A 17,794-nucleotide genomic window follows, 5' to 3' on the forward strand; every position below is an offset into this window, starting at 1 on the left:
CGTTACTTCTCCAGGTAACGGATATGTTCTCCAATTTATGCGCTATAATAATAGGATAGTTCCTATTAATAATCAATGGAGGAGGAAGAGGGATTCGAACCCCCGCGGGCTTTGACACCCCTGTCGGTTTTCAAGACCGATCCCTTCAGCCAGACTTGGGTATTCCTCCGTATCGACAAGTAGTAATATATCATATATACAAATAACATGTCAACCATTCTAAGAAAAAAAGTAGAGAATTTTTTTCTCTACTTTTTTCTGTAGCTTATTTTGTAATAAATTCTTTATTTCCCATGTAAGGACGCAACACTTCTGGAATTAAAATCGTTCCATCTTCTTGCTGATAGTTTTCAATAATTGCCGCTACTGTTCTACCGATAGCAAGTCCAGAACCATTTAATGTGTGCACATGTTCAGGTTTTGCCTTTGGATCACGACGGAAGCGAATGTTCGCACGCCTTGCTTGGAATGCTTCAAAGTTACTGCAAGAAGAAATTTCTCGGTACGTCCCGTAGCTTGGAATCCATACTTCAATATCATACTTTTTAGCAGCTGTGAACCCTAAATCTGCTGTACACATACTCAGTACTCGGTATGGTAGGCCAAGTAACTGTAATACTTTTTCAGCGTGTCCAGTTAATTTCTCTAGCTCTGCATAAGAATCTTCTGGCTTAACAAATTTTACCAGTTCCACTTTATTAAACTGGTGTTGTCGAATTAGTCCACGTGTATCACGCCCCGCAGAACCTGCTTCAGAGCGGAAACAAGCGCTAAATGCCGCATAGTTGATTGGTAGCATTTCATCTGTAAGAATTTCGTCACGGTGAATATTTGTTACTGGTACCTCTGCAGTTGGTGCTAAAAAATAATCTTCCTTTTCAATTAAGAATGCATCTTCTTCAAATTTAGGTAATTGTCCAGTCCCAGTCATACTTGCTCTATTGATTAAGTACGGAGGTAACACTTCAGTATAGCCATGCTCATCCACATGTAAATCTAACATGAAGTTAAATAGAGCTCTTTCTAAACGAGCGCCTAAGCCACGGTAAAATACAAAACGACTTCCTGTTACTTTTCCTGCACGTTCGAAATCCAATATTCCTAATTCATCAGCAACTTCCCAATGTGGTTTTGGTTCGAATTCAAAGTTTCGAACTTCTCCCCATATTCTTGCTTCTACGTTATCATCTTCTGTTGTACCAACAGGAACGCTCTCATGAGGAATGTTAGGAATAGATAAAAGTAATGATTCTAACTTCTCTTCTACACCTCGTAGCTCTTCGTCAAGCTCTTTAATTTGATCCCCTACTTCACGCATTTCAGTTATTAATTGGTCAGCATCTTGCTTTTCTCTTTTCAATAAAGCTACTTGTTGAGACACATCGTTTCGCTTGCTTTTTAACTGTTCTGTTTGCATTAATAGTTCTCTTCTTCTTACATCTAATGCTTCAAAATGATTTAAATCCGTCAAGTCTTCTCCACGATGTTGAAGCTTTTCTTTTACCTCTTCAAAGTTAGCGCGTAATAACTTTAAATCTAACATGATTTTTTGCCTCCTATATGTTAAAAAAATATAAAAAACTCCCGTCCCCATAATAGGGACGAGAGTATATTCCCGTGTTGCCACCCATGTTGAAGAAACCTTTTAGCCAAAAAAAGACTACATTTCTCCCACTTTCCATAGATAACGGCATTCTATACCGAAGTAACTTACTAAGCATACATACTATGCTATTAGGCTACTTTACTCAAGGATGGATTCACAAGGTTTATACACCAGTTTGCACCTACCACTGGCTCTCTAAAGTATAAAAGACTTGTTACTATTTCCTGTCATTGTTTTATAAATATATCATTTTATACTGTCTATTGTTGCTTTTGTAATAATTTACTATAAGTTTAGCTTAGTTGCAATAGTTTTATGCAATTGTTTTTAATTTAGACTCTTCTACCATTTTTACAAAGTACTCTGTTATACGGTGATCATCCGTTAATTCTGGATGGAACGAGCAACCTAAAAACTGACCTTGTCTAGCCGCTACAATACGTCCATTATGTTTGCATAATACTTCTACTTCTTCGCCAACTTCTACGATATGTGGCGCTCTTATAAACACACCAATAAAGTCTTCCCCAACACCAGCAATGCTTAGCTCTGCTTCAAAACTGTCTACTTGACGCCCAAAAGAGTTACGCTCTACAACTACATCCATAACGCCAATATGTGGTTCCCCGTAGCCAACAATTTGTTTAGCTATTAAAATTAAGCCTGCACAAGTACCGAACATTGGCTTACCTTCTGCTGCAAATTGTTTAAGCGAGTCCATGAATGAATATTTATCAATTAAGCGACGCATCGTTGTACTTTCGCCACCAGGGATAATTAAGCCATCCATCTCTAGTAATTGTTCTACTTTCTTAATAACATGAGCCTCTGCACCTGCTGCCTCAATAGAACGAACATGTTCTCTTACAGCTCCTTGAAGCCCTAAAACACCTATTTTCAACATATTGGATAACTCCTTTTTACCAGCCGCGTTCTTGCATACGATTTTCAGGTAATAAAGAAGAGATCTCGATACCTTTCATCGCTGAACCTAATCCTTTTGAAAGACTAGCAATTAACTCATAATCTTGGTAGTGCGTTGTTGCTTCTACAATTGCACGTGCAAATTTAGCCGGGTTGTCTGATTTGAAGATACCAGAACCTACGAATACTCCGTCTGCTCCAAGTTGCATCATTAACGCTGCATCAGCTGGAGTAGCAATACCACCTGCAGCAAAGTTTACAACTGGTAATTTACCTAAACGTTTGATTTCAAGTAATATTTCAAAAGGTGCGCCTAATAATTTTGCTTCTGTCATTATCTCATCTTCACTCATATGAACAAGCTTGCGAACTTGCGCATTTACTTTACGCATATGGCGAACAGCCTCTACGATATTACCAGTTCCCGGTTCACCCTTCGTACGAAGCATAGATGCACCTTCACCAATTCGGCGTGATGCTTCTCCTAGATCACGGCAACCACATACAAATGGTACTGTAAATGAACGCTTATCTAAGTGATACTCTTCATCTGCAGGAGTTAATACTTCACTCTCATCAAGGTAATCTACACCCATTGATTCTAAAACACGTGCTTCTACAATATGGCCAATACGTGCTTTTGCCATTACTGGAATAGTAACCGCCTTCATAACATCCTCAATAATTGTAGGATCAGCCATACGAGCTACTCCACCTGCTGCACGAATATCTGCAGGTACACGCTCTAATGCCATTACAGCAACAGCTCCAGCTTCCTCCGCAATTCTTGCTTGTTCTGCATTGACAACGTCCATAATTACGCCGCCTTTTTGCATTTCTGCCATACCGCGTTTAACGCGATCTGTTCCAGTGTTTGTCATAATAAAATCCCCCTCTATGTAGTAGGCTAAATGATGTTAATTTAAAGTATAATGGAGCTTGTCCATATTGTTTACATACCTGACCTATATTTTACATGAATTCGAATAAAAATCCTAATAAAAAATTATTCGTTTCATTTCTATACAAAAAGCCCTCTATCCGATGTGGAATAGAGGGGCTTTCATATTTTATTAGAACCAACCTTTTACTGTGCTAGCAACAGAAGACCAAATGTCTCCGAAAAATCCGCCGATTCCTCTTGTCGCTAAAACAAACCAATTAGCTTTTTCAATATCTACTGTTGTTACCAAATCTACTGTTACAGATTGATCAAACAAATAATTTAAATCATTACCAGTGTAGTTAACCGTCATATAACCAATCTTCGTTCCTTTTTCAATTGGTGCTGTTAACTCACCTTTATCATTTAATAGCTCTTCATCGAGTACATAGACCGCTTCAAACATATCTTCTTCCGCACGCTTCACTAACATTTTTAATGCTTCGCTTGTTTCCACTGATACTTCTTTTTCTTTCCCTTTCGTTACAGAAACAACTTCTTGCTCTTCTAGTTGGAATCCTGCTGGGAATAATTCAGTAACAGAGTAATTTGTGAAACCATAATTAAACATTTTTTCTGTTTCTCTAAAACGTGAAAATTCTGTTGAATTACCGTCAGCATTTTTAGCATTCATCACTACGGAAATCAAACGTAAATCATCTCGCTTAGCTGTGCCTGTAAAAGAGTAACCTGCAGCAGAAGTAAAACCTGTTTTAATACCGTCTGCTCCTGGATAGATAAACTGTGAATGGGATACCATTCGATTCCAGTTAGGCATATCAATCTCATCAGTTGTTCCTTCACGGAATTTTTTAAAAGGAATACTCGCTGTATCTAATAATTCTGGAAAATCTTTAACTAAGAAATAAGCTAGTTTTGCTAGAGCCTCTGCAGACATTCTACTTTCTGCATCAGCTGCAGTACCTTCAGGGTGCATCCCACCAAGACTGCTGTTGTTTAATCCTGTAGTATTAACAAACTCAAATTCTCCTAAGCCTAGTTCTGCACCTTTGTCATTCATCATACGCACAAAATTACTTTCAGATCCACCAACCATTTCTGCTAGCGCAATAGTTGCTCCGTTAGCAGAGTAAATCGCCATCGCTTCATATAACTCTTTCACTGAATAGGTGCCATCTGCTCGTAAAGGTACATTCGATAGACCTCTATTTTGTGATACACGGTAAACATACTCACTTACGTTGTACTGGTCATCCCATTTAAGTCTTCCTTCATTGATTGCCTCAAGGATTAAGTACTCTGACATCATCTTTGTCATACTTGCGATTGGTAATAAAACATCCGCATTTTTTTGATATATAACTTGTCCTGTATTGTAATCTACTAAAATAGCAGCACTTGCATTTACATTAAGAAAATCATTCTCTTGCGCTTTTACTGGATTTATAGTGAATACTGTACTTATTAACACAATGGATAAAATACTAATTAATAACTTTTTAAAATTCTTTTTCACTTGTATGACCTCCATACTTTTTTTCACATAGTCGTTATTTTAACATACATTGTACAAAAAAAATAGACAGAGAAAGTTGGGTACTTTCTCCATCTATGTTAAGCCTATTGAACCATAGGTTGTTAAGATATGGAATAGTTAGGTGATTCTTTTGTAATTTGCACATCATGGGGATGACTTTCTCTTAATCCAGCCCCGGTCATTTTGACAAATTGAGCATTTTCTCTTAATTCCTCTAAGTTCTTTGATCCACAATAACCCATACCAGAACGCAAGCCGCCTACCATTTGATAAATAGTTTCGCCTACAGGACCTTTATATGGTACACGTCCTTCAATTCCTTCTGGAACAAACTTTTTATTGTCCTCTTGGAAATATCGATCTTTGCTTCCTTTTTCCATTGCACCAACGGAGCCCATACCACGGTATACTTTAAAGCGACGGCCTTGGTATATTTCTGTTTCTCCAGGACTTTCCGATGTACCAGCTAACATACTTCCTAACATAACAACGTGTCCACCAGCTGCTAGCGCCTTTACAATATCACCAGAATACTTAATACCACCATCAGCAATAATAGAAACACCATGTTTTCTTGCTTCTGTTGCGCAGTCATAAACGGCAGTAATTTGTGGTACACCGACACCAGCAACGACCCGCGTCGTACAAATAGAGCCCGGTCCAATACCAACTTTAACTATATTTGCTCCGGCTTCAACTAACTCTCTAGTAGCTTCAGCCGTTGCCACATTACCTGCAATAATATTTAAACCTGGGAATGCTTCTCTTATTTTTCTTACCGTATCGATAACACCTTGGGAATGCCCATGTGCTGTATCTACTACTATTACATCTACCCCAGCTTCTACTAATTTCTCCACGCGAATCATCGTATCAGCAGTAACACCGACAGCTGCACCTACTACTAATCTACCTTGGGAATCTTTTGCTGAATTTGGGAATTCGATAACTTTTTCAATATCCTTAATGGTAATTAAACCTTTTAAAACGCCTGTTTCATCTACTAAAGGCAACTTTTCAATTTTATACTTTTGAAGGATTTTTTCTGCTTCAGCTAATGTCGTACCAACAGGAGCTGTCACTAAGTTTTCTTTTGTCATGACATCTGAAATCGGGATAGAATAATCCGAAATAAAACGCAAATCTCGGTTAGTCAAAATACCTACTAGAATTTTTTCTTCGAGATTGTTTACGATTGGAACACCAGAAATTCTATATTTACCCATTAAGTGTTCTGCATCAAATACTTGATGGTCGGGAGTTAAAAAGAAAGGATTTGTAATAACGCCACTTTCAGAACGCTTTACCTTGTCTACTTGCTCAGCTTGCTGTTCAATAGACATATTTTTATGAATAATACCTAATCCACCTTGTCTAGCCATTGCAATAGCCATTGCAGCTTCGGTAACAGTATCCATACCAGCGCTAATGATTGGTACATTTAACTGTAATGTATCGGTTAAACGGACAGTTAAATCTACGTCTTTCGGAAGAACTTCTGATTTTGCTGGTACTAAAAGAACATCATCAAACGTTAAACCTTCTTTTGCAAACTTGCTTTCCCACATGACAAAAAATCCCCCTTTAATAATGAAACCTGAAAATATTATTAGTAGCGTAACAACTGGGTAAAATACTGTCAAGAAGGTAAGGATAAGTTGGATTATTCAGAAAAATACATTTAGGCTTTAAAGGGGAGTTATGATGAAAAACCTGCTTGATTCGTTTCATATATTTCAATCTGCAGATGTTGCACAACCATTTTTACATAAATGTTATAAAAAGCAAGGGATTGCAAACTTAGAACTAAGTTATGCAAATGTTTATCGATTTATCTACTTCCTTGAGCACGGTATAACCTATTATGAGCAAGCTAAGAAATCACCTCTTTCCATAAAACCTGTACTATTGTTTTACGGAATGGTACAGCTTATAAAAGCATGTTTATTGACAGTCGATCCACACTATCCAGAGAATACTTCTGTATTAGCCCATGGAGTTTCTACGCGTAAAAGGAAAAAGCAAAGCTATACGTTTTTACATGATGAAGTAAAAACGCAAAAGAATGGACTTTTTTCACTCTTTTCCGACAAAATGTTTCATGTGAAACATATAGAGGGGACAAAATTCTCAATGGAAGAATTACTACTCTTTATTCCGGAGCTACGTGAAATGTTTGTTACTCTTCAGAAGAAAAACAATATGATGGAAATTGGGGAGTATCCAAATGGACCTTGGTCTTTTCGTGATTCTATTCTAGATGATTATCATATGACGAAAGATAGATTTATTTCCTTTGTAGAAGCGAACACAAAATTGAAACACGAGAAGGGTGATTCGGAAAACCATCTTGTATTTAGCGGGGACGTTCATTTGAACAATAGTTTCCCTATACAAGTTAGCTTGTTAGACAAAATCGTTCTCTTTCCTAGAGACAAGGAAACGTTCAAGCATAGCTTGAACGAGCTAATGGTTCATTACTTAATCTTGTACAACTTAAGTATGGTCTCTCGATATGAAACGGAGTGGTGGGGAGAACTGATGCACACTTTTCATAGTAGTGATCGTTCTTATATTATCGAATTTCTTTCTGTTACAGAGAATAAAGTGCCTTATTTACTATTCACTTTTTTACATGAGTTATTTAGAAGTGGATAGAGGCTTCTATCCACTTCTTTCTAGAATCCTCTTGTTTTTATAAGTCATACTTTACTTTATTCCATTTTTCATGCCACTTCTTCATTTTTAAACGATTATTGTATATATGTATTTGTTCTTTGTTCGTTTGAAAAAATGAGGTAGGCTTAACTATCATGTTTATCAAGTCATTTATACCACATGGTGTTGTTAGTACTAAGTTATGTTCCTTATCTAATTTGACTCCTATCGCAGTAGCTGTCTCTGGAAATTTTGATATTGCATCAACAGAAGAAGAATATGGAGGTATATTATTTTTCAGATGCATTCTCGCTTCATTTTTTACGGACCAAGGTATTTTGGGATGAATAGAATGTAGGTGCATTTCAATCTGTTTATCTACTTCTTCATCTATGTTAGACTCATCAAAATAAATAACATCTATATCCTCTATTGGGGTACGTTCAGGAAAATCATGCAAGGTATCCCAAACTTTTGAACGAACAAACCCAGCACATATCCACCAGTCAGGTAAATTTAGGCGGTAAGTAGTTTTTAATATACTCATCATCCATTCGTCTAGACTAATTAATTTTTTAATATCATCTTCATTTGAGATCATTAGCTCTTCACCTTCTTCATTCTGTAATATTAGACTACTTGAGTCCGTTTCACAATGTACGAATACTATACGAAAAACGAATTATTTAACTAATATATTATTAATAAACGGTGTCATAAACTAACATAGTAAAAGTCCATAAAGAAAATAATTCGTTTTTCAATAAACGAATCGTATTTATAAAGTTGATTCACTTATATTTCGTTTAATAATTTTTGTTAATTCTCTGCTTTTCTTTTAGCACTTTTGTTTGATTAAATAATACTTGTTACTTTTCAGGCTCTTTTTGCTACACTATAAATGATTTATGATACACTTCTGGCGCTTTATGCTACACCACCATTTTATACGTTACACATCGCAACTTTAATGCTACACCTTCAAGATTTTATGATACACCTTTCTAACCTTTTGTTACCCCTTGATGAATTTATGCTACACCTAAAGTTTCTTCATTTAAACAAAACAATTATCCATTATAATTTCCTAATCAAGAACAAAAAAAGCCCAGCGCCTAAACGCTGAACTTTTCTTATCTCTTTGCCTGGCAACGTCCTACTCTCACAGGGGGACAGCCCCCAACTACCATCGGCGCTGAAGAGCTTAACTTCCGTGTTCGGTATGGGAACGGGTGTGGCCTCTTCGCCATCATTACCAGACATATGAAGTTTGAAGGTTTGGTCCTTCAAAACTAGATAACATATTTTCATATCAAGAAAGTGATTGTATCGTTCTAATTTGGTTAAGTCCTCGATCTATTAGTATTCGTCAGCTACACGTGTCGCCACGCTTCCACCTCGAACCTATCTACCTGATCATCTTTCAGGGATCTTACTAGCTTGCGCTAAAGGAAATCTCATCTTGAGGGGGGCTTCATGCTTAGATGCTTTCAGCACTTATCCCGTCCGCACGTAGCTACCCAGCTATGCCTTTGGCAAGACAACTGGTACACCAGCGGTGCGTCCATCCCGGTCCTCTCGTACTAAGGACAGCTCCTCTCAAATTTCCTGCGCCCACGACGGATAGGGACCGAACTGTCTCACGACGTTCTGAACCCAGCTCGCGTACCGCTTTAATGGGCGAACAGCCCAACCCTTGGGACCGACTACAGCCCCAGGATGCGATGAGCCGACATCGAGGTGCCAAACCTCCCCGTCGATGTGGACTCTTGGGGGAGATAAGCCTGTTATCCCCGGGGTAGCTTTTATCCGTTGAGCGATGGCCCTTCCATGCGGAACCACCGGATCACTAAGCCCGACTTTCGTCCCTGCTCGACTTGTAGGTCTCGCAGTCAAGCTCCCTTGTGCCTTTACACTCTACGAATGATTTCCAACCATTCTGAGGGAACCTTTGGGCGCCTCCGTTACTCTTTAGGAGGCGACCGCCCCAGTCAAACTGCCCACCTGACACTGTCTCCCACCCCGATTAGGGGTGCGGGTTAGAATTTCAATACAGCCAGGGTAGTATCCCACCGACGCCTCCACCGAAGCTAGCGCTCCGGCTTCTCAGGCTCCTACCTATCCTGTACAAGCTGTACCAAAATTCAATATCAGGCTACAGTAAAGCTCCACGGGGTCTTTCCGTCCTGTCGCGGGTAACCTGCATCTTCACAGGTACTATAATTTCACCGAGTCTCTGGTTGAGACAGTGCCCAGATCGTTACGCCTTTCGTGCGGGTCGGAACTTACCCGACAAGGAATTTCGCTACCTTAGGACCGTTATAGTTACGGCCGCCGTTTACTGGGGCTTCGGTTCAAAGCTTCGCTTGCGCTAACCTCTCCCCTTAACCTTCCAGCACCGGGCAGGCGTCAGCCCCTATACTTCGCCTTGCGGCTTCGCAGAGACCTGTGTTTTTGCTAAACAGTCGCCTGGGCCTATTCACTGCGGCTCTCTCGGGCTTTAACACCCTAACAGAGCACCCCTTCTCCCGAAGTTACGGGGTCATTTTGCCGAGTTCCTTAACCAGAGTTCTCTCGCTCACCTTAGGATTCTCTCCTCGCCTACCTGTGTCGGTTTGCGGTACAGGCACCATTCTCCTCGCTAGAGGCTTTTCTTGGCAGTGTGAAATCAGGAACTTCGGTACTAAATTTCCCTCGCCATCACAGCTCAGCCTTTATGAGAAGCGGATTTGCCTACTTCTCAGCCTTACTGCTTGGACGCGCATATCCAACAGCGCGCTTACCCTATCCTCCTGCGTCCCCCCATTGCTCAAACGGAGTGAAGGTGGTACAGGAATATCAACCTGTTATCCATCGCCTACGCCTTTCGGCCTCGGCTTAGGTCCTGACTAACCCTGAGCGGACGAGCCTTCCTCAGGAAACCTTAGGCATTCGGTGGATGGGATTCTCACCCATCTTTCGCTACTCATACCGGCATTCTCACTTCTAAGCGCTCCACCAGTCCTTACGGTCTAGCTTCAACGCCCTTAGAACGCTCTCCTACCACTGTTCGTAAGAACAGTCCGCAGCTTCGGTGATACGTTTAGCCCCGGTACATTTTCGGCGCAGAGTCACTCGACCAGTGAGCTATTACGCACTCTTTAAATGGTGGCTGCTTCTAAGCCAACATCCTGGTTGTCTAAGCAACTCCACATCCTTTTCCACTTAACGTATACTTTGGGACCTTAGCTGGCGGTCTGGGCTGTTTCCCTCTTGACTACGGATCTTATCACTCGCAGTCTGACTCCCATGGATAAGTCTTTGGCATTCGGAGTTTGACTGAATTCGGTAACCCGATGAGGGCCCCTAGTCCAATCAGTGCTCTACCTCCAAGACTCTAACACATGAGGCTAGCCCTAAAGCTATTTCGGAGAGAACCAGCTATCTCCAGGTTCGATTGGCATTTCACCCCTACCCACACCTCATCCCCGCACTTTTCAACGTGCGTGGGTTCGGGCCTCCATTCAGTGTTACCTGAACTTCACCCTGGACATGGGTAGATCACCTGGTTTCGGGTCTACGACCACGTACTCATTCGCCCTATTCAGACTCGCTTTCGCTACGGCTCCGTCTCATCGACTTAACCTTGCACGGGATCGTAACTCGCCGGTTCATTCTACAAAAGGCACGCTATCACCCGGGTTTTTTCCGAAGAAAAAACATAGGGCTCTAACTACTTGTAGGCACACGGTTTCAGGATCTTTTCACTCCCCTTCCGGGGTGCTTTTCACCTTTCCCTCACGGTACTGGTTCACTATCGGTCACTAGGGAGTATTTAGCCTTGGGAGATGGTCCTCCCTGCTTCCGACGGGATTTCTCGTGTCCCGCCGTACTCAGGATCCACTCAGGAGGGAACGAAGTTTCAACTACAGGGCTTTTACCTTCTACGGCTGACCTTTCCAGGTCGCTTCATTTACCCCGTTCCTTTGTAACTCCATGTTGAGTGTCCTACAACCCCAAGAGGCAAGCCTCTTGGTTTGGGCTAATTCCGTTTCGCTCGCCGCTACTCAGGAAATCGCGTTTGCTTTCTCTTCCTCCGGGTACTTAGATGTTTCAGTTCCCCGGGTCTGCCTTCATTACCCTATGTATTCAGGTAAAGATACTACTCCATTACGAGTAGTGGGTTTCCCCATTCGGAAATCTCTGGATCAAAGCTCACTTACAGCTCCCCAAAGCATATCGGTGTTAGTCCCGTCCTTCATCGGCTCCTAGTGCCAAGGCATCCACCGTGCGCCCTTAATAACTTAACCTCGATATCGCGAATAGATATCTAATAAAGAAAATTTACTAAGATGAACGATACTTTTGATGTATCTTGACATTACTTATGTTATCTAGTTTTCAAAGAACATGGTTCGATAGCTTTTATACTATCTAAAGTTTGAAAGAGGAATGCTCTCTCAAAACTAAACAAAACAACAAGCGTATTATTCCTTAGAAAGGAGGTGATCCAGCCGCACCTTCCGATACGGCTACCTTGTTACGACTTCACCCCAATCATCTGTCCCACCTTAGGCGGCTGGCTCCTAGGCACAACTTAACTTCCTATCATAATTATAAGAGGCTAAGTTGTGCCCAGGTTACCCCACCGACTTCGGGTGTTACAAACTCTCGTGGTGTGACGGGCGGTGTGTACAAGGCCCGGGAACGTATTCACCGCGGCATGCTGATCCGCGATTACTAGCGATTCCAGCTTCATGTAGGCGAGTTGCAGCCTACAATCCGAACTGAGAACGGTTTTATGGGATTGGCTCGACCTCGCGGTTTTGCTGCCCTTTGTACCGTCCATTGTAGCACGTGTGTAGCCCAGGTCATAAGGGGCATGATGATTTGACGTCATCCCCACCTTCCTCCGGTTTGTCACCGGCAGTCATCTTAGAGTGCCCAACTTAATGCTGGCAACTAAGATCAAGGGTTGCGCTCGTTGCGGGACTTAACCCAACATCTCACGACACGAGCTGACGACAACCATGCACCACCTGTCACTTTTGTCCCCCGAAGGGGAACGCCCTATCTCTAGGGAAGGCAAAAGGATGTCAAGACCTGGTAAGGTTCTTCGCGTTGCTTCGAATTAAACCACATGCTCCACCGCTTGTGCGGGCCCCCGTCAATTCCTTTGAGTTTCAGTCTTGCGACCGTACTCCCCAGGCGGAGTGCTTAATGCGTTAGCTGCAGCACTAAGGGGCGGAAACCCCCTAACACTTAGCACTCATCGTTTACGGCGTGGACTACCAGGGTATCTAATCCTGTTTGCTCCCCACGCTTTCGCGCCTCAGCGTCAGTTACAGACCAGAAAGTCGCCTTCGCCACTGGTGTTCCTCCACATCTCTACGCATTTCACCGCTACACGTGGAATTCCACTTTCCTCTTCTGCACTCAAGTTTCCCAGTTTCCAATGACCCTCCACGGTTGAGCCGTGGGCTTTCACATCAGACTTAAGAAACCGCCTGCGCGCGCTTTACGCCCAATAATTCCGGACAACGCTTGCCACCTACGTATTACCGCGGCTGCTGGCACGTAGTTAGCCGTGGCTTTCTGGTTAGGTACCGTCAAGGTACCGGCAGTTACTCCGGTACTTGTTCTTCCCTAACAACAGAGCTTTACGACCCGAAGGCCTTCATCGCTCACGCGGCGTTGCTCCATCAGACTTTCGTCCATTGTGGAAGATTCCCTACTGCTGCCTCCCGTAGGAGTCTGGGCCGTGTCTCAGTCCCAGTGTGGCCGATCACCCTCTCAGGTCGGCTACGCATCGTTGCCTTGGTGAGCCGTTACCTCACCAACTAGCTAATGCGCCGCGGGCCCATCTGTAAGTGATAGCCGAAACCATCTTTCAATAAAGAACCAGGAGGTTCTTTATATTATCCGGTATTAGCTCCGGTTTCCCGAAGTTATCCCAGTCTTACAGGCAGGTTGCCCACGTGTTACTCACCCGTCCGCCGCTAATCTTCAAAAAGCAAGCTTTTATCAGATTCGCTCGACTTGCATGTATTAGGCACGCCGCCAGCGTTCGTCCTGAGCCAGGATCAAACTCTCCGAAGAGTGTTTGAGCTTATGCTCATAATGTTTGCTGACTAATGTCAATTAATTGTTTGTTGTTAATCTTAAAGATTAACTTACACGCTGTTGTTTTGTTTAGTTTTCAAAGAGCTTTTTGTTAACGCCGCTCCAAAAGCGACCTCATTAATATAACACGTTTTAAACATTCATGTCAACAACTATTTTCAAGAAGTTTATTTGTACAAAATGAATTGGTTACTGACTTGATTGATTATATCATGCAGAAAATTATATTGCAATTATTATTTTCAAAAGTTATTTTAGTCCCCTTCTATAGTACAATTACTATTTACAATATTAAAAGTCAGACGTTGTAAACATCTGACTTTTAATAGAAAGCTATTATTTTATATCTTCTATATAAAGATCTAACCTTTGTTTTAGTGAAATAAACTCACCAGTTTTCTGAACTTTTACCATTGGTCTTGTTGGAGAGTCTTGTTCAATAAACGCAACTTCCGCTACATCTCCACTTGAAAGCTTCACAATCGTTCCAATACTTATAGAACAAAAAACAGCAATCAACGCCTTAACCACTAATAAGTCAAATTTGCCGAAAGCCTCTTGCTGTAGTTGCTCAAGTACTTTATAAGGAGACTGCTTAGGTCTATACATTCTTTCTGAAGTCATTGCATGATAGACGTCTGCTACGGAAATGATCCTACTAACTGTGTGTAATTTATCATCTTGTAACCCAAACGGATAACCACTACGATCTTGTCTTTCATGGTGTTGTAAGATAGCTAATTTCACTTCATCCTGTATGTACGGGATTTTACTAACCATTTGATAGCTATAGATTGGGTGTTCTTTTATTTGTACGAATTCATCCTTCTTCAGGATTGAAACGCTTTGTAGAATTTTAGAATCGATTCTACACATTCCGCAATCCATCAAAAACGCTGCTACCGCGACAATAGCAATCTCTCTTTTTTCTAATTGCATTTGTTGAGCAATACTGACGGAAATTAAGGATGTAGCGACTGCATGGTGATAGAGATAATCTCTTTTATTAGAATAATGATGAATATTCCTCACATTTCTCGGTTCAGCTAAAAGTCGTTCTATAAGAGGGATAATGGTTTGTCTTACCACTCCATAATCAATGTGAGCACCTGATTGCCATTTACCGAATAGTTTTTTATAGTTTTGTACGGTATTAAAGTATATTTGAACAAAATCTTCCTCTTTATCTGCAGGAGCAATTGTTTCGTCCATTTCTTTCGGTAAAAATGGCTCTCCATTTGCTAAAGTTGGCTCGACTTCTACCTCATCTATTAAAAATGATTCTAATACTTTAATATGCTCGGGTGTTAGTATTGTGTTTTTCGTAATAATAGGTTTATTTGTTAAAGATTTAATATTCTTTGCCAATATACAACCTTCTACTAAACTGCCAGTATTCACTAACATACTCAAATTGCCTCCTATCCTTGCAAATGAGGTTAAAAATAATACAAAGAGAGACACTAATACGTGTCCCTCTTTATTAAATTATTCAAGCCTTTTATTCAGTATCTTCAGAAGAGATTTCTTGAACAGACTCTTCAGTATCTTCTTCGTACTCATCTATGGTTTCTTCTTCTTTATCTACTCTTGCAACAGTAGTAACAAACTCATTTTCCGCTAGCTTTATTAGCTTCACACCTTGAGTATTTCTTCCCATTTGAGAAATACCTTCAACAGCCATACGGATAAGTACACCACTTGCAGTTATAATCATTAGATCTTCGTTTTCTGTTACAGTTTTTACGGAAATTAGATCACCATTTTTTTCTGTAATGTTACATGTTTTAATTCCTTTTCCACCACGACTTTGGATACGATATTCTTCAGCAGTTGTACGCTTACCGTAACCGTTTTTCGTAACAACAAGCACATCTAGGTCGTTTTCAAGAATCTCCATACCAACTACTTCGTCTTCCTCTGACAGGTTAATCCCTTTTACTCCTGATGCAGTTCTACCCATTGAGCGCACATCTGTTTCTGGGAATCGGATTAGCATACCTTTTTTCGTACCGATGATCATTTCTTTTGTTCCATCTGTCATTTTGACAGATATTAACTCATCACTTTCACGTAATCCAATTGCAATTAATCCGTTTGTACGTATATTTGCAAATTGAGTTAATGGTGAACGCTTAGAAACACCGTGTTTTGTCGTGAAGAATAAATACCAATCATCTACAAAATCTTCAACTGGAATAATTGCGTTAATCCATTCACCCTTTTCAATCTCTAGAAGGTTAATGATTGGTATACCTTTTGCTGTTCTACTAAACTCCGGAATCTCATAACCTTTTGCTCTATAAACTTTACCTTTGTTCGTGAAGAATAGAAGGGTATCATGCGTAGATGTTGTTAATAAATGTTCTACAAAATCATTTTCATTCGTACCCATTCCTTGAATTCCACGGCCACCACGTTTTTGGCTTCTATAAGTCGATAATGGTAAACGTTTAATATATCCGTTATGCGTTAGAGTAATGACTACATTTTGACGAGGAATTAAGTCCTCATCTTCAATATTTTCTAAACCAGCAACAATAATTTCAGTTCTTCTCGTATCATTGAAGCGCTCTTTTACTTCTGTTAGCTCTTCACGGATAATTTCTAATACTTTTTCTTCGTCCGCTAAGATAGCTTTTAATTCAGCGATAAGAGCGATTAAACCTTTGTACTCTTCTTCAATCTTTTCTCTCTCTAATCCTGTTAAACGTTGCAAACGCATATCTAAGATTGCTTGAGCTTGTCTTTCAGATAGAGAGAACTCTCTCATTAATCCTTCACGAGCAATATCTGTCGTTTGTGAAGCGCGGATTAGGGCAATGACTGCATCTAGATGATCTAGGGCAATACGTAATCCTTCTAAAATATGTGCTCTTGCTTCCGCTTTACGTAATTCAAAAGCTGTACGACGCTTAATTACTACTTTTTGATGCTCTAAATAATGATATAAGCATTGCTTTAAGTTCAATACTTTAGGCTCACCATTCACTAATGCTAGCATGTTGATTCCGAAGCTAGTTTGAAGTGCTGTTTGCTTATATAGATTGTTTAATACTACATTTGCATTAGCATCTCTTTTTATTTCGATAACGATACGCATACCATTACGGTCAGACTCGTCACGCAAATCAGAAATACCTTCTAATTTTTTATCTCTAGCTAAATCAGCAATTTTTTCTATCAGTTTAGCTTTGTTTACTTGGTATGGTAATTCGTGAACTAAGATTACTTCACGGCCATTACTCTTTGTTTCTATTTCAACTTTTGCTCGAATAGTAATAGATCCTCTACCAGTTTCATAAGCTTTTCTAATTCCGCTTCGCCCTAGAATTTGTCCAGAAGTAGGAAAGTCTGGACCTGGTATAATTTCCATTAGTTCTGGAATTGTCATTTCAGGGTCTTTGCTTAATGCTAATACTCCATCAATAACTTCCCCAAGTTGATGTGGCGGAACGTTTGTCGCCATACCAACAGCGATACCCGCCGCTCCATTTACTAGCAAGTTTGGAAATCTTGCAGGAAGAACGACTGGTTCTCTTTCTGAACCATCATAGTTATCTTGGTAATCTATCGTGTCTTTATTTATATCTCTTAAAATTTCCATCGAGATTTTAGACATTCTTGCTTCCGTATAACGCATTGCCGCTGCTGCGTCACCATCTACTGATCCAAAGTTACCGTGTCCGTCGATAAGCATATAGCGGAAGTTAAAATCTTGTGCCATCCTAACCATTGTTTCATAAACGGCAGAGTCACCATGTGGATGGTACTTACCAATTACTTCTCCAACGATACGTGCAGATTTTTTATACGCTTTATCTGAATGCATTCCTAAATCATTCATTGCATATAAAATACGGCGGTGTACAGGTTTTAATCCGTCGCGTACATCTGGTAAAGCACGTGAAACAATAACACTCATTGCGTAATCAAGGAAGGATGTTCTCATTTCTTGACTAATATTAATTTCTTTCACTTGAGAGGATTTCTCCGTCATCTTTTTGGACCTCCTTGCGAAAATTGGTTCTTACCAATTATCACTCTATGTAAAACCTCTGAT

General features: G+C 40.5%; 9 protein-coding genes, 1 tRNA gene, 3 rRNA genes and 1 other annotated feature. Of the genes, 1 reads left to right on the forward strand and 12 read right to left on the reverse strand.

Features of this window, described 5'->3' with window-relative positions:
- Positions 1-76: 76 nt before the first annotated feature.
- The 6 genes from CDZ92_RS15615 to guaB form a co-directional block, all read right to left on the reverse strand.
- Positions 77-169, reverse strand: a tRNA-Ser gene (locus tag CDZ92_RS15615).
- Positions 170-265: 96 nt separating this feature from the next.
- On the reverse strand, positions 266-1,543 hold the full coding sequence (gene serS / locus CDZ92_RS15620; protein WP_096156136.1) for a serine--tRNA ligase: 1,278 nt from the start codon (positions 1,541-1,543) through the stop codon (positions 266-268).
- 51 nt (positions 1,544-1,594) lie between these two features.
- Positions 1,595-1,846, reverse strand: a binding site (T-box leader).
- A 73-nt stretch (positions 1,847-1,919) separates the two neighbouring features.
- Complete coding sequence (gene pdxT / locus CDZ92_RS15625) at positions 1,920-2,510, reverse strand: pyridoxal 5'-phosphate synthase glutaminase subunit PdxT (protein WP_096156138.1); 591 nt, start codon at positions 2,508-2,510, stop codon at positions 1,920-1,922.
- A 16-nt stretch (positions 2,511-2,526) separates the two neighbouring features.
- Positions 2,527-3,411 carry a pyridoxal 5'-phosphate synthase lyase subunit PdxS gene (gene pdxS / locus CDZ92_RS15630; protein WP_096156140.1) on the reverse strand — a complete coding sequence of 295 codons (885 nt, stop codon included), beginning with the start codon at positions 3,409-3,411 and terminating at the stop codon, positions 2,527-2,529.
- A 192-nt stretch (positions 3,412-3,603) separates the two neighbouring features.
- Positions 3,604-4,950, reverse strand: a complete 1,347-nt coding sequence (locus CDZ92_RS15635) for a D-alanyl-D-alanine carboxypeptidase family protein (protein WP_096156142.1) — start codon at positions 4,948-4,950, stop codon at positions 3,604-3,606.
- A gap of 122 nt (positions 4,951-5,072) precedes the next feature.
- Entirely contained in the window at positions 5,073-6,539 is a 1,467-nt protein-coding gene (guaB, locus tag CDZ92_RS15640) for an IMP dehydrogenase (RefSeq protein ID WP_096156144.1), read from the reverse strand.
- Positions 6,540-6,672: 133 nt separating this feature from the next.
- Here guaB and CDZ92_RS15645 point away from each other — a divergent pair, with 133 nt between their 5' ends.
- A complete protein-coding gene (locus tag CDZ92_RS15645; RefSeq protein ID WP_096156146.1) occupies positions 6,673-7,629 on the forward strand; it encodes a YaaC family protein in 957 nt (318 codons plus the stop codon).
- A gap of 37 nt (positions 7,630-7,666) precedes the next feature.
- Here CDZ92_RS15645 and CDZ92_RS15650 read toward each other — a convergent pair whose 3' ends face one another.
- The 6 genes from CDZ92_RS15650 to gyrA all read right to left on the reverse strand — a co-directional run bounded on the left by CDZ92_RS15650 (position 7,667) and on the right by gyrA (position 17,731).
- Positions 7,667-8,230 (reverse strand): nucleotidyltransferase family protein, encoded by a 564-nt coding sequence (locus CDZ92_RS15650; protein ID WP_096156148.1) that lies wholly within the window; start codon positions 8,228-8,230, stop codon positions 7,667-7,669.
- Positions 8,231-8,772: 542 nt separating this feature from the next.
- Positions 8,773-8,889, reverse strand: a 5S ribosomal RNA gene (rrf, locus tag CDZ92_RS15655).
- Positions 8,890-8,968: 79 nt separating this feature from the next.
- Positions 8,969-11,918, reverse strand: a 23S ribosomal RNA gene (locus tag CDZ92_RS15660).
- 188 nt (positions 11,919-12,106) lie between these two features.
- A 16S ribosomal RNA gene (locus CDZ92_RS15665) occupies positions 12,107-13,707 on the reverse strand.
- The 16S, 23S and 5S rRNA genes sit together here, the layout of an rRNA operon.
- Before the next feature lie 360 nt (positions 13,708-14,067).
- Positions 14,068-15,138 carry an HD-GYP domain-containing protein gene (locus tag CDZ92_RS15670; RefSeq protein ID WP_096156150.1) on the reverse strand — a complete coding sequence of 357 codons (1,071 nt, stop codon included), beginning with the start codon at positions 15,136-15,138 and terminating at the stop codon, positions 14,068-14,070.
- Between the two features lie 94 nt (positions 15,139-15,232).
- Positions 15,233-17,731, reverse strand: a complete 2,499-nt coding sequence (gyrA, locus tag CDZ92_RS15675; protein ID WP_096156152.1) for a DNA gyrase subunit A — start codon at positions 17,729-17,731, stop codon at positions 15,233-15,235.
- Positions 17,732-17,794 lie beyond the last annotated feature (63 nt).

It is taken from the genome of Bacillus sp. FJAT-45066 (assembly GCF_002335755.1).
Taxonomy (GTDB): domain Bacteria; phylum Bacillota; class Bacilli; order Bacillales; family Bacillaceae_I; genus Bacillus_CD; species Bacillus_CD alkalisoli.